At 69.1% G+C, this 17,736-nt stretch carries 14 protein-coding genes; 8 read left to right on the forward strand and 6 right to left on the reverse strand.

Annotated elements, in window-relative coordinates:
• Nucleotides 1-9 precede the first annotated feature (9 nt).
• Together LPH33_RS10495 and LPH33_RS10500 are read right to left on the reverse strand one after the other, a co-directional pair.
• Nucleotides 10-663 carry a potassium channel family protein gene (locus tag LPH33_RS10495; RefSeq protein WP_016694461.1) on the reverse strand — a complete coding sequence of 218 codons (654 nt, stop codon included), beginning with the start codon at nucleotides 661-663 and terminating at the stop codon, nucleotides 10-12.
• A 25-nt stretch (nucleotides 664-688) separates the two neighbouring features.
• Nucleotides 689-1,354 (reverse strand): potassium channel family protein, encoded by a 666-nt coding sequence (locus tag LPH33_RS10500; protein ID WP_016694460.1) that lies wholly within the window; start codon nucleotides 1,352-1,354, stop codon nucleotides 689-691.
• 139 nt (nucleotides 1,355-1,493) lie between these two features.
• Between LPH33_RS10500 and LPH33_RS10505 the strand changes: the two genes are divergently transcribed.
• The 5 genes from LPH33_RS10505 to dxs all read left to right on the forward strand — a co-directional run bounded on the left by LPH33_RS10505 (nucleotide 1,494) and on the right by dxs (nucleotide 9,076).
• The gene (locus LPH33_RS10505; RefSeq protein ID WP_229567973.1) at nucleotides 1,494-3,491 is read left to right on the forward strand and encodes an APC family permease; all 1,998 of its coding nucleotides are present in this window, start codon (nucleotides 1,494-1,496) and stop codon (nucleotides 3,489-3,491) included.
• Nucleotides 3,488-4,771 (forward strand): class I SAM-dependent RNA methyltransferase, encoded by a 1,284-nt coding sequence (locus LPH33_RS10510; RefSeq protein WP_160875989.1) that lies wholly within the window; start codon nucleotides 3,488-3,490, stop codon nucleotides 4,769-4,771. Before LPH33_RS10505 ends, LPH33_RS10510 begins: the two co-directional genes overlap by 4 nt.
• Before the next feature lie 151 nt (nucleotides 4,772-4,922).
• Nucleotides 4,923-5,381: a MarR family winged helix-turn-helix transcriptional regulator gene (locus LPH33_RS10515; RefSeq protein ID WP_160875991.1), complete on the forward strand. Its 459-nt coding sequence runs from the start codon at nucleotides 4,923-4,925 to the stop codon at nucleotides 5,379-5,381.
• Nucleotides 5,378-6,973, forward strand: coding sequence for an MDR family MFS transporter (locus tag LPH33_RS10520; protein WP_229567975.1), 1,596 nt, complete (start codon nucleotides 5,378-5,380; stop codon nucleotides 6,971-6,973). Before LPH33_RS10515 ends, LPH33_RS10520 begins: the two co-directional genes overlap by 4 nt.
• A 159-nt stretch (nucleotides 6,974-7,132) precedes the next feature.
• Complete coding sequence (gene dxs / locus LPH33_RS10525) at nucleotides 7,133-9,076, forward strand: 1-deoxy-D-xylulose-5-phosphate synthase (RefSeq protein ID WP_229567977.1); 1,944 nt, start codon at nucleotides 7,133-7,135, stop codon at nucleotides 9,074-9,076.
• Between the two features lie 75 nt (nucleotides 9,077-9,151).
• On the opposite strand, the gene LPH33_RS10530 is transcribed toward dxs, so the two are convergent.
• Nucleotides 9,152-10,549, reverse strand: coding sequence for a sugar porter family MFS transporter (locus LPH33_RS10530; RefSeq protein ID WP_088898189.1), 1,398 nt, complete (start codon nucleotides 10,547-10,549; stop codon nucleotides 9,152-9,154).
• 287 nt (nucleotides 10,550-10,836) lie between these two features.
• Between LPH33_RS10530 and LPH33_RS10535 the strand changes: the two genes are divergently transcribed.
• Nucleotides 10,837-11,646 (forward strand): oxygenase MpaB family protein, encoded by an 810-nt coding sequence (locus LPH33_RS10535; protein ID WP_051033069.1) that lies wholly within the window; start codon nucleotides 10,837-10,839, stop codon nucleotides 11,644-11,646.
• A 55-nt stretch (nucleotides 11,647-11,701) separates the two neighbouring features.
• Here LPH33_RS10535 and LPH33_RS10540 read toward each other — a convergent pair whose 3' ends face one another.
• The 3 genes from LPH33_RS10540 to LPH33_RS10550 form a co-directional block, all read right to left on the reverse strand.
• Nucleotides 11,702-12,955 carry an HRDC domain-containing protein gene (locus LPH33_RS10540; RefSeq protein WP_016694452.1) on the reverse strand — a complete coding sequence of 418 codons (1,254 nt, stop codon included), beginning with the start codon at nucleotides 12,953-12,955 and terminating at the stop codon, nucleotides 11,702-11,704.
• 116 nt (nucleotides 12,956-13,071) lie between these two features.
• Nucleotides 13,072-14,484 (reverse strand): WS/DGAT/MGAT family O-acyltransferase, encoded by a 1,413-nt coding sequence (locus LPH33_RS10545; RefSeq protein ID WP_229567979.1) that lies wholly within the window; start codon nucleotides 14,482-14,484, stop codon nucleotides 13,072-13,074.
• A 51-nt stretch (nucleotides 14,485-14,535) separates the two neighbouring features.
• On the reverse strand, nucleotides 14,536-15,111 hold the full coding sequence (locus LPH33_RS10550) for a DUF3000 domain-containing protein (RefSeq protein ID WP_026061620.1): 576 nt from the start codon (nucleotides 15,109-15,111) through the stop codon (nucleotides 14,536-14,538).
• Nucleotides 15,112-15,279: 168 nt separating this feature from the next.
• Between LPH33_RS10550 and hemE the strand changes: the two genes are divergently transcribed.
• Complete coding sequence (hemE, locus tag LPH33_RS10555) at nucleotides 15,280-16,377, forward strand: uroporphyrinogen decarboxylase (RefSeq protein ID WP_016694449.1); 1,098 nt, start codon at nucleotides 15,280-15,282, stop codon at nucleotides 16,375-16,377.
• Nucleotides 16,374-17,732 carry a protoporphyrinogen oxidase gene (locus LPH33_RS10560; RefSeq protein WP_059381303.1) on the forward strand — a complete coding sequence of 453 codons (1,359 nt, stop codon included), beginning with the start codon at nucleotides 16,374-16,376 and terminating at the stop codon, nucleotides 17,730-17,732. Before hemE ends, LPH33_RS10560 begins: the two co-directional genes overlap by 4 nt.
• The last annotated feature ends 4 nt before the right edge of the window (nucleotides 17,733-17,736 follow it).

Raw genomic sequence — 17,736 nt, forward strand, 5'->3', positions numbered from 1 at the left:
CCTCCGCGACTAGCGGTTCACCGCCTGCCGGAGATCGTCCTCGACGTCCTCCGCCGTGACGAACAGCAGTTCGTCCCCGCCTTCGAGCGGGTCGTCCGGCTGCGGGACGATCACCCGCCCCCCGCGCAGGATCGCCACCAGGGCCGTATCGCGCGGCAGTTCCAGTTTCCGGACCGGTTTCCCGGCGAGCGCGGTGGTGTCGCGCAGGGTGACCTCCACCAGATTCGCGCCCTTGCGCAGCGTCATCAGCCGCACCAGATCGCCCACGGTGACGGCCTCTTCGACCAGCGCCGCAAGCATGCGCGGGGTGGAGACCGCGACATCCACACCCCACGATTCGTCGAACAGCCACTCGTTGCGCGGATCGTTGACGCGGGCCACGACCCGCGGGACACCGAACTCGGTGGTCGCGAGCAGGCTGAGGACCAGGTTGGCCTTGTCGTCACCCGTCGCCGCGATCACGACGTCGTACTGTTCGAGTCCGGTGGATTCGAGCGAGCTGAGTTCGCAGGCGTCGGCGTGGACCCATGTCGCGTCCGGCACGGACTCGGGTTCGACGTGGTCGAGCTTGCGTTCGATGAGCATCACCTCGTGGGCGTTGCGCAGCAGTTCCCGCGCTATCGAGCGCCCCACCGCGCCGGCGCCGGCGATCGCCACCTTCATGTGGGCTTCCTCTCGGGTGGACGGGTCAGTTCTCGTCGACCGGCGGGTTCTCGGCGTGCGTGATCGCCTCCGAGACCGAACCCGACACGGCCGCGATGTAGACGGAGTCGTCGGCCTGCAGCACCGTCCTGCGGTCGGGCAGCAGTCCGGTGCCGAACCGGATCAGGAACGCGACACGCGAACCCGTGGCCTCCTCGAGTTCGGTGACGCGTCGTCCGACCCACCCCTCGTGCACGTTCACCTCGGCGATGGCGACGGATCCGGTGGGATCGCGCCAACGGGCGGTCTCGCTGTCGTGCGTGAGCGCATGCAGGAAACGGTCGGTGGTCCACGGCACCGTCGCCACGGTGGGGATGCCGAGCCGCTCGTATGCCGCGGCCCGCTTGGCGTCGTAGATCCTCGCGACGACGCGCTCGACGCCGAAGGTCTCCCGGGCCACGCGCGTCGAGATGATGTTCGAGTTGTCGCCGGACGAGACCGCCGCGAAGGCATCGGCTCGTTCGATGCCGGCGGAGATCAGGACGTCGCGGTCGAAGCCCATGCCGAGCACCGTGTGCCCGGGGAAGTCCGGGCCGAGCCGTCCGAACGCGCTCTCGTCGCGGTCGATGACCGCGACCTCGTGACCGAGCCGGACGAGAGCGGTGGCCACCGCCGAACCGACCCGACCGCACCCCATCACCACCACGTACACCCGTGGACTCCGTTCCGGTCGATCTTTCCGAGACGGACCGCAGCGGACCGCCGATCCGAACGGTACCGCGTGACGATCTTCGAGAGGTCGTGACCCGGCCGAGGGGTACTTCGGGGCCGGAACCGCATAGGCTTTGCGCGTGTCCAAGCTTTCCACCGCGGCGAAGCGGCTCGTGCTGGGTCGCCCTTTCCGCAGCGACACTCTCGGGCACGAGTTGCTGCCCAAGCGCACCGCACTGCCGGTCTTCGCCTCCGACGCGCTGTCGTCGGTCGCCTACGCACCCGAGGAGATCTTCCTCGTCCTGTCCGTCGCGGGGCTGTCCGCCTACGCCTTCTCCCCGTGGATCGGTCTCGCGGTCGCCTTCGTGCTCGTGATCGTGATCGCCGGTTACCGCCAGACCGTGCGCGCCTACCCGTCCGGCGGCGGCGACTACGAGGTCGCCACGAAGAATCTCGGCCCCACGGCAGGATTGACCGTGGGCAGTGCGCTGCTCGTCGACTACGTCCTGACGGTCGCGGTGTCGCTGTCGTCCGCGGCGGCGACGGTCGGATCGGCCGTCCCGTTCGTCGCCCGGCACAAGGTGCTCTTCGTCGTCGTCGCGATCGCGTTGCTGACCGCGGTGAACCTGCGCGGACTCCGGCGCGCCGGCCGGGCCTTCGCCGTGCTCACCTACACCTTCGTGGGCTGCATGCTGGTGATGCTCGGGGCCGGGCTGTTCCGGATCTTCGTCCTGGGCGACGACCTGCGTGCGGAGTCGGCGGACTTCGAACTCGTCGCCGAGCAGACCGATCTGACCGCGCTCGCCTTCGTCCTCCTGCTCGCGCGCGCCTTCTCGTCCGGTTGCGCGGCGCTGACGGGTGTCGAGGCGATCAGCACGGGCGTGCCGGCCTTCAAGAAGCCGAAGGCACGCAACGCTGCAACGACCCTGCTGGTGCTCGGCGGTGTCGCCGTCACGCTGTTCCTGGGGGTGGTCTTCCTCGCCGAGCGACTCGGCGTGGTGGTGGCCGAGCATCCCGACACCCAGCTGCGCGGTGCACCCGAGGGTTACGAGCAGAAGACGCTGCTCTCCCAGTTGGCGCACACCGTCTTCGAGGGGGTGCCGGCAGCATTCGTCCTGATCACGATCGTCACCGCCGTGATCCTCGTGCTCGCCGCCAACACGGCCTTCAACGGATTCCCGGTGCTCGGTTCGGTTCTCGCGCAGAACCGCTACCTGCCGCGCCAGTTCCACACCCGCGGCGACCGGCTCGCCTTCAGCAACGGCATCCTCTTCCTCGCCGGGATCGCGATCGTCTTCGTGTGGGTCTTCGAGGCCGAGGTCACCCGGTTGATCCAGCTGTACATCGTGGGTGTGTTCGTCGCGTTCAGCCTGGGACAGGCCGGCATGGTGCGTCATTGGACGCGGGAACTGGGCACCGAGACGGATCCGGCGGCCCGGGGCCGCATGACGCGGTCGCGGTGGATCAACGGTGTCGGATGCGTCTCCACGTCGGTGGTGCTGCTGGTCGTGCTGACGGGCAAGTTCGCCGCCGGTGCGTGGATCGCGGTGGTGACCATGGTCGTCGCGTTCGGGCTCATGAAGGCGATCCGGCACCACTACGACACGGTCGCCGCGGAACTCGAGAGGGCGGACTGGGACGGCGTGCTGCCCAGCCGCACCCATTCGATCGTGCTCGTCTCGACCCTGCACCTGCCCACGATGCGCGCCCTCGCCTATGCGCGGGCGACACGCCCCGACACGCTCGAGGCGATCACCGTGAACGTCGACGACGAGAGCACCCGGCGTCTCGTCCTCGAGTGGGAGAAGAGCGATCTGACCGTGCCGTTGAAGGTCGTCGAGTCGCCCTACCGGGAGATCACGCGGCCCGTCCTCGACTATGTCCGCCGGGTGCGGCGTGATTCTCCCCGCGACGTCGTGACCGTCTTCATCCCCGAGTACGTGGTGGGGCACTGGTGGGAGCAATTGCTCCACAACCAGAGCGCCCTGCGGCTCAAGAGCCGGCTCCTCTTCCAGCCGGGGGTGATGGTGACGAGTGTGCCCTGGCAGCTGCGCTCGTCCGCGGACGCCGGCGCCGTGGGGCGGGCCACCCCGAACGGGCAGGATCGACAGTTCGACAACGAGGAGGAACCGCGGTGAATCGTCAGGCACACCCGCGCACGGATTGGTCCGGCCGGAGGATCGAGGTGATCCTCGGCAATCCCGCCCACGGCGGTGCGTGTGTCGCGCGGTTCGAGGGACGCGTCGTGTTCGTGCGGCACGGACTGCCGGGGGAGCGGGTCTTCGCTCGCGTCACCGAGGATCGGGGCGGGTCGTTCTGTTTCGCCGACGTGGAGGACGTGCTCGAGGCGTCCGAGGACCGCCTCGAGCGGGTCTGCCCGATCTCCGGTCCGGGGGGAGCGGGTTGCTGCGATCTCTCGCACATGACCGTCGAGGCTCAACGCCGTTTCACGGGCGCCGTGGTGGCCGAACAACTGCGTCGGCTCGGTGGGGTGGACCGGGAGGTGACCGTCGAGGAGGTGCCGGGCGGTGCGTCCAACGGCACCCTGTGGCGCACCCGGGTCCGGCTCGCGGTGGACGTGGTGGGGAACCCCGGTTACCGCCGGTATCGCAGCAACGAGGTCGTCCCGGAACTCGCGTGCCCGCAGATCGATCCGCACGCCTACGTCGGTCTCGCCGATCGTGTGTGGCAGCCGGGAGCGGAGCTGCAGGTCGTGCTCGACGCGGACGGCAGGCGGCACGTGGTGGAGATCGCACCTCCGGTCCTCTCGGGGGGTGCCCGGCGGCAGGGCCGGCGCGGCGCGGCGTCGCGACGGGCGGCGGTGAACGCGCCTCGTCCGGAGAAGGTGATCGAAGGCCCGGGACGCGTGGTCGAGCGGGTCGGCGAGCGCGAGTGGCGGTTGGTTCCGACCGGTTTCTGGCAGGCCCATCGCGGCGCTGCGTCGACCTATTCGGCTGCGGTGGCCGACTGGGCGCGGGCCTCGGAGGGTGCGACGGCATGGGATCTGTACGGCGGAGTGGGGGTCTTCGCGGCCGTGCTCGCCGAGCAGGTCGGTCCGTCCGGCCGGGTGGTGTCGGTCGAGTCGTCGAAGACCGCGGTCGACGATGGGATCGAGGCGCTCGCCGACCTCGATCAGGTGTCCTTCCTTCACGGACGTGTGGAGCGGATCATCCCCGATCTCCCGGCTCCCGAGGTGGTCGTCCTCGATCCGCCGCGCGCGGGGGCGGGCAAGGACGTGGTGGCCGCCGTGGCCGCGGCGGGACCTCGCCGGATCGTCCACGTCGGCTGTGATCCCGCGTCCTTCGGTCGGGACGTGGGTCTGTACCGGGACCACGGATTCGAGTTGACGGACGTCCGGGCCTTCGCGGCGTTCCCCTCCACCCATCACGTGGAATGCATCGGTCTGTTCACCCGTTGAACAGGGTTCCCGCCGCACCGCTCGGAAGAGGTGTGACGGAGACCGCATCGGGGTAGTCGGTGTGACATGAGAATACGATTGCTTGTAGTACGCAACTAATCTGTATAGTTGCATGACGTAATCAATTAGTTCGTTCCGACGGAGGTTCGCTGTGCTGGAAAAGGCTCAGGCCCACGAACTCGCCGACGCCATCTTCATGTTCGGTCGCACGCTGCGTGGTGCACTCGTGCACCACGACACCGATGTGCTTCCTTCTGCGCTCGTCGCGGTGCTGTTCGTGCTCGCACGGATGGGGGAGTGCCGGCCCAGCGAGCTCGCCGTCGAAATGTGCGTCAGCCAGTCGTCGTTGAGCAGACAGATCGCCGAACTCGTCGAGCGAGGCCTCGTGGATCGACATCCCGATCCCGACGATCGTCGCGCTCATCGGGTGAGTTGTTCGGTCGCGGGTATCGAGATCCTCGAACTCGTGAAGAAGCGCCGAACCGAACGGCTCTCCGCAGAACTCGCGGACTGGCACGAGGACGAGATCGCGGGCGCCATCACGACGCTCGACCGTCTCACCTCGTCCCTGGCTCCGCTCGTCATCGATACTCGAAGGACCAATTCATGACCACAGTCTCCGGATCGGGAGCGCAGCCGGATGCTCCGGCAGCCGAGGAGCAGATGACGCACCGCGAGATCCTCGTCGTGCTGTCGGGCCTCCTCGCCGCTCTCTTCACGGCGCTGCTGAGCAGCACGATCGTCTCGACCGCCCTGCCGACGATCATCGCCGACCTGAACGGCACCCAGACCCAGTACGCCTGGGTCATCACCACGGCCCTCCTCGCGAACGCCGCGTCGACGCCCATCTGGGGCAAGTTCGCCGACCTGTTCAACAAGAAGTTGCTCGTCCAGCTGGGGATCCTGGTCTTCGTGATCGGCTCGGTGCTGGCCGGTATCGCGCACAACGTGCCGGTCCTGCTCGCCGCCCGCGTGATCCAGGGCATCGGCATGGGTGGTCTGACCGCTCTCGTCGTCGCGATCATCGGCAGCATCATCCCGCCCCGTCAGCGTGGCCGGTACTCCGGCTACATGGGCGCCGTCATGGCCGTCGCCATGTCGGGTGGACCCGTGCTCGGTGGTGTCATCGTCGACCTCCTCGGCTGGCGCTGGTGCTTCTACGTCTGCGTGCCGATCGCCGTCGTGGCGCTGATCCTGCTGCAGCGCACGCTGCACGTCGCGACCGTCCGCAAGGAGAACGTGAGCATCGACTGGTTCGGAGCCACGCTCATCACCGCCGCCGTGAGCGTCCTGCTCGTGTGGGTGTCCTTCGCGGGTAAGGCCGGCTACTACGAGTGGTTCTCGCTCGAGTCCGCCCTCTACGTCGGTGCCGGCATCGTCCTGCTCGTCGCGACGCTGATCGTCGAGTCGAAGGTCGCCGATCCGATCATCCCGCTGAAGATCGTCACCGAACGCACCACCGGCCTCGCGATCATCGCGTCCGTGGCAGTCGGTATCGGTCTGTTCGGTGCCACCACCTTCCTCGGTCAGTACTTCCAGACCTCGCGGGCCTACAGTCCGACGGTGGCCGGTCTGCTCACCATCCCGATGGTCGCCGGCACGCTCGTCTCGTCGATGCTCTCCGGTCAGCTCATCACGCGCTTCGGCAAGTGGAAGGGCTTCCTGATCGGCGGCGCGATCCTGCAGATGGTCGGTTTCGGCCTGCTCGGCACGGTCGACCACCTCACCTCGCTCACGCTGATCAGCGTGTACATCGCGATCGTGGGTCTGGGCACCGGCATGCTGATGCAGAACCTCGTCCTCGCCGTGCAGAACACCGTCAGCGTGCGCAACATCGGCGCCGCGAGCAGCTCGGTCGCCTTCTTCCGCACCTTCGGTGGCGCGATCGGTGTGTCGGTGCTGGGCTCGATCCTCGCGTCCCGTGTCGCGACGATCTCCGCCGACGGCCTCGCGAAGCTCGGTGTGGACACCTCCGGCGGCGGATCGGGCGGAAGCCTCGACTTCTCCCAGCTGCCCGCACCCGTGGCGGAAGTCATCCGTGCCGCCTACGGCGACGCGACGGCGACCCTCTTCCTCGTGGCGGCGGCGTTCGCGGTCGTTACCCTGGTGGCAGTGGTGCTGATTCCGAACCAGGCGTTGCGCACCACCATCGACCTCGTCGAGGAGAAGTCGCCGGCAGATCGCGCCGACATCTCCTCGTGAGGGTGACCTCGCTCACCGGCGGACGATCCGTCCGCCGGTGACCAGGAGATCACGCGGAAGCGAGGCGGTGGCGGGAGACGCTCCGTTCCCGCGCTCCGTAGACTGAGGAAATCACTCGCGCGACGAGCGTGAGCCACGAGCCGGAGGGAGCTGTTCCAGTTGGGTGTTCTGTCCCGCATCCAGTCGCCCGACGATCTGCGTCGACTCTCCCCTGTGGAGCTCACCGAGCTCGCGGGGGAGATCCGGGAATTCCTGGTCGAGAAGGTCGCGGCGACCGGCGGTCACCTCGGGCCCAATCTCGGCGTCGTCGAGCTGACCATCGCTCTGCACCGGGTGTTCGATTCGCCACGCGATCCGATCCTCTTCGACACCGGTCACCAGGCCTACGTCCACAAGATCCTCACCGGTCGTCGCGACGAGTTCGACAGTCTCCGGCAGAAGGGCGGGTTGTCCGGCTACCCGTGCCGCGCGGAGAGCGAACACGACTGGATCGAGTCGTCGCACGCCTCGGCGGCCCTGTCGTACGCCGATGGACTCGCCAAGGCCTATTCGCTGTCCGGACAGTCCGATCGGACCGTGGTGGCCGTGGTGGGCGACGGCGCACTGACCGGCGGTATGTGCTGGGAGGCGCTCAACAACATCGCCGCCGGGCAGAACCGCTCGATGGTGATCGTCGTCAACGACAACGGCCGCTCCTACGCCCCCACGATCGGCGGTCTCGCCGAGCACCTCGCGGCGCTGCGCCTCAAGCCCGGCTACGAGAAGGTGCTCGACAACAGTCGGCGCATCGTCAAGCGGATCCCCTGGATCGGCTCGGCGGCCTACTCGGTGCTGCACGGCATGAAAACCGGCGTGAAGGACGCCGTCAGCCCGCAGGTGCTCTTCACCGACCTGGGGATCAAGTACCTCGGTCCGGTCGACGGGCACGACGAGCAGGCGATGGAGTCGGCGTTGCGCCGCGCGAAGGCGTACGGCGGTCCGGTCCTCGTCCACGCCGTCACGCGGAAAGGCGCCGGTTACGCGCCGGCCGAGAACCACCTCGCCGATCAGATGCACGCCACGGGCGTGATGGATCCGCGCACGGGTCGGGCGAAGTCCGCCTCCGCTCCCGACTGGACGTCGGTCTTCTCCGACGAACTCATCGCGCTGGGGGAGAAGCGGGAGGACGTCGTGGCGATCACTGCCGCGATGCCCGGACCGACCGGTCTCGCCAAGTTCGGCGAACGGTTCCCCGAGCGCACCTTCGACGTCGGCATCGCCGAACAGCACGCGGTGACGTCGGCGGCGGGTCTCGCGCTCGGCGGGATGCATCCCGTCGTCGCCGTCTACTCGACCTTCCTCAACCGCGCGTTCGACCAGCTGCTCATGGACGTCGCGCTGCTGCGGCAGCCGGTCACCGTGGTGCTCGACCGTGCGGGTGTCACGGGTTCCGACGGGGCCAGCCACAACGGTATGTGGGATCTGTCCCTGCTGGGCATCGTTCCCGGCATCCGGGTCGCCGCTCCGCGCGACGGGGCGACGCTGCGCGAGGAACTCGGTGAGGCGCTCGACGTCTCCGACGGCCCGACTGTCCTCCGGTTCCCCAAAGGTTCGGTGGGAGAAGACATTCCGGCGATCGAACGTCTCGACGGCACGGTCGACGTGCTGCGGATGCCGTCGTCGCGGCGCGGCGACGCACTGATCGTCGCGGTCGGCGCCTTCGCCGGTCTCGCACTCGACGTCGCCGATCGTCTCTCCAAGCAGGGCATCGACGCTGCGGTCGTCGACCCGCGATGGGTGTTCCCCGTGCCCGACGCGGTGGTCGACCTCGCACGCGGCTTCCGGATCGTCGTCACGATCGAGGACAGCGGCCTCCACGGTGGTGTCGGCTCGGCGGTCTCCGCCGCGCTGCGCCGCAACGACGTCGACGTGCCCACGCGCGATCTCGGGGTGCCGCAGAAGTTCCTCGATCACGCCTCCCGCAACGAGATCCACGCCGAACTCGGTCTGACGGCCCAGGACGTGGCGCGTCAGGTCACCGGCTGGGTCGCCGGCCTCGACAGCGAAGCCGAGGAGCGGTCGCGACCGTCGGCGGTGGAACAGTCCGATCGCGAAGCGGGCTGAGTCGGCCGACGCGCTCATACAGACGCGAGGGGCGGTATCCGGACCACCGGATACCGCCCCTCGCGTCTGTATCGACTAGCTCTGCATCTCCTCGAGTTCCATGCCCTTGGTCTCGGGAATCCTCGACTTGACGAAGAAGAACGACAGCAGGGCGAAGAACGCGAACAGTCCGTACAGGAACCACAGTCCGACCGCGGAGGTGAGCGGCGGGAACGCCAGCGTCACCGTGAAATTCGCGACCCAGTTGGCGGCGGTGCTGATGCCGAGGGCCACTGCGCGCATGCGGTTCGGGAACATCTCGCCGAGCATCACCCACATGATCGGGCCCCAGGTGGCAGCGAAGAAGATCACGAAGGCGTTCGCGCCGACGAGCGCGAGCGCCCCCCACGGTGCCGGCAGTTCGACGTCCTCACCGCTGCCGACCGCCTGCGAGAAGGCGATCGCGGCGAGCAACAGGCTGACGAACATGCCGATCGAACCGGTCATCAACAGCGGACGGCGGCCGATCTTGTCGACGAACAGGATCGCGACGAACGTCATGAGCACGTTGATCACGGCCGTGATCACCGACGTCGTGAACGACTGGTTCTCGGTGAAGCCCACCGACTTCCACAGGGTCGTCGAGTAGTAGAAGATCGCGTTGATACCGACGAACTGCTGGAAGACGGCCATCGTGATGCCGACCCACACCAGCGGCTGCAGACCGAAGACCGGGCCGCGGATGTCGCCGAAGGACGCCTTCGACTCCCGCCGCAGCGTCAGCCGGATCTCGCGGACACGCTCGTCGGGCCGGAGTTCGCCCGTGACGTTGGCCAGCACGGCCGCGGCCTCTTCGTCCATGTCCTTGCCGACGAGATAGCGGGGCGACTCCGGGATCGTCAGCGCCAGTACGCCGTAGAGGACGGCGGGCGCGACGCCGACGAGGAACATCCACCGCCAGGCCTCGAGATTCCACCACAGCTCGTTCGACGCTCCACCGGCGGCGTTCTGCAGGACCGCGTCGGACAGCAGGGCCGCGAAGATGCCGAGGGTGATGGCGAGCTGCTGCAGCGATGCGAGCGCACCGCGGTAGCGGGCGGGTGCGATCTCGGAGATGTAGGTGGGTGCGATGACCGAGGCGATACCGATGCCGAGGCCGCCGAGCACGCGCCACAGCATGAGATCGGGAACGCTGAAGGCCAGACCGGACCCGATCGACGAGATGACGAACAGGGCGGAGCCGAGGAGCATCACGCGCTTGCGGCCCCAACTGTCGGCGAGGCGTCCGGCGAACCATGCGCCGACGGCACAGCCGAGCAGGGCGATGGCGACGGCGAAACCGGTCACGAACGAACTGAGCGCGAAGTTGTCCTGGATGGAGTCGACGGCGCCGTTGATGACCGAGCTGTCGAAGCCGAACAGGAAACCGCCCACGGCTGCCGCGACGGTCACGGCGATGACTTTCGCGGCGTGTGCGGTCGATGGTTGGGTCACCGAGGAACTCCTGGATGGGACTGGCCGCGAGGGCGGGAAAAGGGCTGGACACAGTGTGTTTTCTTCAGGGGAACATTACGCCGGGGTGAACGGCCGACTCGACGTTTCCGGCGAGAACTCGCCCACAGGGCGGACTCCGGACGGGACATCCACGGTGTGTGACGACGCCTCCGAGCGGGCAGGAAGTTAAGAAATATTCTCTCCGCACCGTCGTTCTGCCTGCGACGTTCCCGTCCGGTGAGGACCTCTGCTTGACACTGTGTGATCTGGGAATACAGTCTCGTTCCATGACTCGGCGACGACCGGACGCAACGGTGCAGGGTGTGGTGGGTGAAGCGGCGTTCCTTCTGACCTCTCCCTGGAGGTTCCTCATGGAGATCGCTCTGCCTCCGGTGGGGCACGGTGTGGTGGAACACAGCAAGGCGCTCATCGATCCCGTCACACGTTTCCGGAACACGAGCGCGTATATCTTCCTCGTGGCGTTCGGCGATGACGAGGAACGGCGCAGGGTGGTGCGCTTCGTCAACCGCGCACACGCACCGGTTCGCGCCGACGGATACAACGCCTTCGATCCGAAGCTCCAGTTGTGGATCGCCGCGGTGATGTTCCACGGCGGCCGCGACGTGTACGAGCGGTTCTTCGGCCGCCTCGACCGGGCCGAGGCCGAACGGTTGTACCGCGAATTCGCGGTCTACGGCACGTCGTTGCAGGTACCGGAGGAGATGTGGCCTGCCGACCTCGACGCGTTCGATGCCTACTGGCACAGCGTCGTCGACGATCTCGAGATCGACGGGACCGTTCGTTCCTACGCGCGCGCCCTGCTCTCCGGTGGCGACCTGCCGATCGTCGTCCGGCCGGCGATGGCGCTCAACAGGTTCTTCACCCTGGGCATGCTCGATCCCCGTATCCGTGAGGCCTACGGATTCACGTGGACCGAGGCCCACCAGCGGTGGTTCGACCGCCTCATGCGGATCGCGGCGCCCGCCTACCGGGCACTGCCCGCGGCGGCGCGGCACCTGCCCAGGAAGCTGGTCCTGCGCGACGCACGCAAGAGGTTCGCCGCGGTGCCCGCGCACGCTGCGGCTGCCCGGATGTGATGTCCAGGACGCGGCAGCGCCGGAAGTAGATGGCACGCAGGGCGGACGGCGGAGATCAGTTCTCCGCCGTGAGCGCCTTCGCCAGCCGCGGCGCGGTCAGCGCGCGCTGCCACGGCCGTGCCCCACCCTCGGCGAAGCGGCCGTCGATGTACTCCTCGACGTCGTCTCCGTCGGAGACGTCCCAGTCCCAGCACAGGCGCCGAACGAGTTCGGGACTCACCAGATTCTCGACGGGAACGGCGACTTCCTCGCTCAGGGCGGCGAGTTCGCCGCGCGCGAGGGCGAGACGTGCCGCTTCCTCGGGGTGGTGACGCGACCACCGACCGGCCGGGGGAGGCCCGGTCAGCGGCGGAGTGAGGGGTGGGAGCCGGTCTTCCGGCAGTGCACGGGCCCGCTCGATCGCGTTGAGCCACGCGCGGGAGGAACGGCGCTGCCGCGGACCGCCGAAGACCGGAAGCTTCTGCAACTGTTCGACGGTCGTGGGATTCGCCTCTGCGGCGGCGATGATCGCGGAGTCGGGAAGGATGCGCCCCGGCGCGATGTCGCGCCGCGCAGCGATCTCGTCGCGTGTGGTCCACAGTTCCCGGACGATCGCCAGACGGCGTCGGTCCTTGATCGCGTGGATCTTGGACGTGCGCCGCCACCGATCGGGCTTCGGAGCGGGCGGCCCCGCGAGCCGGATGTGCTCGAATTCCTGGGCGGCCCACTCGGTCTTGTTCTGCCGCTCGAGTTCGCGCGCCATCGCCTCGCGGAGTTCCACGAGCGGTTCGACGTCGAGCGCGGCGTAGTTGAGCCACGAGTCGGGGAGCGGTCGCGTCGACCAGTCCGCCGCACCGTGGCCCTTGCGCAGTTCGAGGCCGAGGGTCTCGGCCACGATCGCGGCGAGCCCGACACGGGGGAATCCGGCGAGACGACCGGCGAGTTCGGTGTCGTACAGCTTCGCCGGGCGGAGTCCGAGTTCGGCCAGGCCGGGGAGATCCTGGTCGGCGGAGTGCAGGACCCATTCGAGGTCGTTGATCACCTCGGCCAGGGGAGCCAGGTCGTCCCGTGTAGGAATGGGATCGAGCAGCACCGTGCCGGCGCCGTCACGACGGAGCTGGACGAGATAGGCGCGCGCCGAGTAGCGGTAACCCGATGCGCGTTCGGCGTCGACGGCGAGCGGGCCGTGTCCCCGCGCGAGCATCGCTGCCGCGTCGGCGACCCCGCGCGCCGTGGTGACGACCTCCGGGACGCCGTCGCGCGGTTCGAGGAGCGGCACCGTGGTCACGCTCGTGCTCTTCTGCTCGTCCTCGTCGTTCTGTGCCGGCATGGGCGTGACTCTAGCGGTGTCGTCCCCGTGCGCAATTCCGTTCCTGTCCGGAACGTCCGATCGGTGGACACGCGCGGACCCGCTCGATGCCACGCGGACCTCTCCGGGGCGCCGCGTCACCCCTCCTGCGAGACGACATCGTCGCTGTCCGCACCGGCCGCGAGGACGAGGTCCTCGAGGGCGGGGGAGAAGTCGTCGACGAGCTCCCACAGGTCGGGCACGAGATCGGGACACGAGATCAGGCCGATGTCGAGCCTGCCGTCGAGCGAGAGCACCGTCACGTTGAGCGCCGCGCCGTGGAAGATCGGCCCGAAGGGGTACATCGCCGTCATGCGCGCACCCAGGAAGTACAGCGGCACGGGCGGCCCGGGCACGTTGGAGATCACGAGGTTGTGGATCACCGGATGCCGGTCGGCGAGGCGGAGCCCGGCGTACGCGCGCATCGCGGGGGCGAAGACCGCCGCGCCGAGGAACTGCGACCAGTCCTGCAGCAGGTTCGCACCGAGGTCGGCGTTGTGCTCCTTGGCCACCGCGTTCGCTTCCGAGAGTGCCCGCAGCCGCTCGGCCGGGTCGGCGATGTGGGTGTGGAGGTCGGCGAACATCGCCGAGACCTGATTGCGCCCCGGCCGATCCGACCTGCCGTGCACCGAGACCGGGATCATCCCGATGAGCGGCGAGTCGGGCAGCTCGCCGCGCCGCTCCAGATATCGGCGCAGCGCGCCGGAGCACACCGCCATCACCACGTCGTTGACGGTGACGCCGAAGACGTTCTTCACCAGCTTCACGTCGTCGAGGTTCAACTCGGCGAAGCCGACGTTGCGGTGGCCGGTGATGGTGGAGTTGAACGGGGTGCGCGGCGCCGTGAACGGCGCGGGCATGGCGTCGCCGCGTCGTGCGCGGGCGATCCACGAGGTCAGCGATGTGACCGCGCCGGGCAGGATCCGCAGCAGATGCAGGGGCCGGCGGGCCACGTTGAGAGCTCCGGCAATCGCGATGGCGAGGTCGTTCGCGTCGCCGGCGCCCCACTGCACCGGTTCGGGCCGGGGATCGGCGGGGTCGAGGCTGCACAGCTGTGCGATGAGTGCGGCGCCGGAGACCCCGTCCACCCCGGCGTGGTGCATCTTCGCGATGACCGCGATCCTGCCGTCGTCGAGGCCGCCGACGAACCACATCTCCCACAGCGGCCGGGAGCGATCCAAGGGTTGCGCGGCGATGTGGCCGCACAGCTCCGCGAGCTCGGTCCGGCTGCCCGGGGCGGGCACGCCGACGTGATGGACGTGCCGGTCGAGGTCGAAGTCGTGGTCGTCGACCCAGACCGGATGGTCGAGGTTGAACCTGCTGTCGGCCAGCTTCATCCGGAACTGGGGCACGGCGGTGAGGCGCGCTGCGAGTTCGTTGCGCAGGCTCACGTAGTCGTAGCCGCCCGGGACGGTGGACGGATCCAGCACGATCAGCCCGCAGATGTGGAGGAGCTGACTGGGGGTCTCGAGGTAGAGGAAACCGGCATCGAGCCCGCTGAGACGCTGCATGGAAACAAGGGTAGAACAGGTTCTAGAAATCCGGTCGGATTGCGCCGGTTTTCACCGCTGGAGTCGCGCGACCCCCGCCGGAGGCAGACCCGCGGCATAGGCGAGGACGTCACAGAACGCCTCCACGTGCGGGGTCAGCATGTCGGACTGCGGAGTCCACGATGCACGCAGTTCCAGTTGGTGGGCCCGTCCCGGCCCGGCGATGTCCCCGAACCGCACGGAGGTCGTCGCCGTCACCGTGCCGCCCAGCGCCGTGAGCGGTTCACCGTGCGCGGCGAGGGCGTCGACGAGCCAACTCCACGCGACCTCCGGCAGCAGTGAGTCCGCTGCCAGGCTCTCGTCGACGTCGGCCTGGATGTACGAGACGAGCCGGGTGGTTCCGTGCCACGCCTCGTCGCCGTCGGGGTCGTAGAGAAGGATGAGGCGGCCGAACGCGTCGCCCTCGGACTGTTCGGGCACCCGGTCGGTCTCGTCGTGCAGGACCTCGGCGCCCAGCGCGTAGCTGTAGGGCGCGAGCCGTTGCGGGGGCCGGATCGGCCCGACCTCGATCTCCGGGCGCACGGTGGCCGCGTTCATCGCATCGACTGCGGAACGGAAGCGGGCCGGCTCGGCGGGCGAGGTGGTCACCGAGCGGAGGTTAGTGCCGGTGACGCACCGCACGCGGGAGGCGCGCCGATTCCGGCGAACGGCACGGGCGTGGCAGCATGGGCAACGGGTCCGGACCACACGTCCCGTGTGCGCCCCGGCAGACGCTGCCCTGCGCGACGGCGCGCAGTGCCCGAAGAACGAGGATCGATGACCGGCTTGGAGAACACGAACGTCGGATCTGCGGTGCCCGCGGACTACCCCGCGCGGAGGATCCTGCCCCATGCGCCCCTGCTGGCGGCCGCTCGCGGTGAGAAGCCGGCCCACCGCCCCGTGTGGTTCATGCGCCAGGCCGGCCGCTCCCTGCCCGAGTACAGGGAGATCCGGGCCGGTATCGGCATGCTCGAATCGTGCTTCGACCCCGAACTGGTCTGCGAGATCACGATGCAGCCGGTGCGGCGCCACAAGGTCGACGCCGCCATCCTGTTCTCCGACATCGTCGTCCCGCTCAAGGCCGCCGGGATCGACCTCGACATCGTCGCCGGCACGGGCCCGGTCGTCGCGAACCCCGTCCGCACCGCCGCCGACGTCACCGCGCTGCCGACCCTCGAGGCCGAGGAGGTCGGAGCGGTCGCCCGCGCGGTCGGGCTGCTGACCCGCGAGCTCGGAGACACCCCGCTCATCGGGTTCGCAGGCGCGCCCTTCACCTTGGCCTCCTATCTCGTCGAAGGCGGCCCGAGCCGCAACCACGAGCGCACCAAGGCGCTCATGCACGCCGACCCGAAGACCTGGCACGCCCTCCTCGGCAAGCTCACCGATGTCGCCATCGCCTTCCTCCGCGCGCAGATCGGTGCCGGTGTCGACGCCGTCCAGCTCTTCGACTCGTGGGCCGGTGCCCTCTCTCTCGCGGACTACCGCGAGTACGTCCTGCCGCACTCCGAGCGTGTCTTCGCCGAGATCGCCGGTGCGGGGGTGCCGCGCATCCACTTCGGTGTCGGCACCGGTGAGCTCCTCGGCGCCATGGGTGAGGCGGGCGCCGACGTGGTGGGCGTCGACTGGCGCATCCCGCTCGACGTCGCCGCGACCCGCGTCGGCCCGGGCAAGGCCCTGCAGGGCAACCTCGACCCCGCGATCCTGTTCGCGGGCCGGGAGGTCGTCGAACGCGAGGTGCGCCGCATCGTCGCCGAGGCCGACCGTGCTCTCGAGGCCGGCGCTGTCGGACACATCTTCAACCTCGGTCACGGTGTCCTGCCCGACACCGATCCCGACGTCATCACCCGAGTGGTCGAGCTGGTGCATTCGCTGTGACCCCGCCGACGGTCGCGGTCGTCGGCGGTGGGATCAGCGGGCTCGTCGCCGCGTACCGGCTGCGTCGTTCGCTCGGCGCCGCCGCGCGGATCGTCGTGCTCGAACGGTCGACGCGGCTCGGCGGCAAGCTCCGCACGGTCCCGCTCGCGGGCGACCCGGTCGACGTCGGTGCCGAGGCGTTCATCGCACGCCGACCCGAGGTGCTCGCGCTCGTCGAGGAACTCGGCCTGAGCGACCACATCGTCCACCCCTCGGCGGCCCGTCCCCTCCTGTACGCCGACGCGCGACTGCATCCGCTGCCGGCGGGCACGCTGATGGGCATCCCCGCATCCGCGCAGTCCGTCGAAGGACTCGTCGACGACGAGACCCTGGCACGCATCGCCGCCGAACCCACCGTGCCGTTCCACTGGGACCGGGACTCCGACGTCTCCGTCGCGGATCTCGTCCGAGCACGCTTCGGTGAGCAGGTGGTGCGGCGCAGCGTCGACCCGCTGCTCGGCGGGGTGTACTCGGGGCTGTCCGACACCGCGGGTGTCCGCGCCACCGTCCCGACGCTCGCGGCGGCGCTCGATGCCGGCGCGACGAGCCTGAGCGAGGCCGTCGCCCGCGCCCTGCCCCCGAAGACGGACGCCCCGGTCTTCGGGACGCTGCGCGAGGGCTACGGCGTGCTGATCGAGGCCCTCGTCCGCGAGGCCGACGCCGAGTTCCTCTACGGCACGGCGGCATCCGGACTGAAGCGCAGCGCCGGCCGGTGGTCGGTCGACCCGCTCGGCGAGGTCGACGGTGTGGTGCTCGCCGTGCCCGCCCCGGACGCCGCCCGGCTGCTCGCCGACAGCGTGAGATCCGCCGCGCAGTGCGCCGCGCAGATCCCGCTCGCCTCGTCGGTGGTGGTCGCGCTCGCGTTGCCGCACGACGCCGGCCTGCCGCAGAACTCCGGAATCCTCGTCGCGACGGGGGAGGACCTGTCGGCGAAGGCCTTCACGCTGTCGAGCCGCAAATGGCCCCACCTCGCCGAACGACCCGTCGCGCTCGCCCGCGCGTCGTTCGGACGGTTCGGCGACGACGCGCTCGTCGACGCGTCCGAGGCCGATCTGATCGCGCTGGCCCGCGCGGATCTCGCGACCGTCACCGGAGTCGACGCCGAACCGGTGGCCGCCTTCGTGCAGCGGTGGCACGGCGGGCTGCCGCAGTACCGCGAACATCACGGCGAGATCGTCGCCGCCTTCGAGGCCGAGATCGCAGGGATCGACGGACTCGAGGTCGCCGGCGCGATGCTGCACGGTGTGGGCGTACCCGCATGTGTCGCAACAGGCACGGCCGCGGCCGCACGCCTGGCTGCACGAATGGAAGGATGAACGT

The organism is Rhodococcus sp. RDE2, from assembly GCF_020885655.1.
GTDB lineage: Bacteria > Actinomycetota > Actinomycetes > Mycobacteriales > Mycobacteriaceae > Rhodococcus > Rhodococcus pyridinivorans.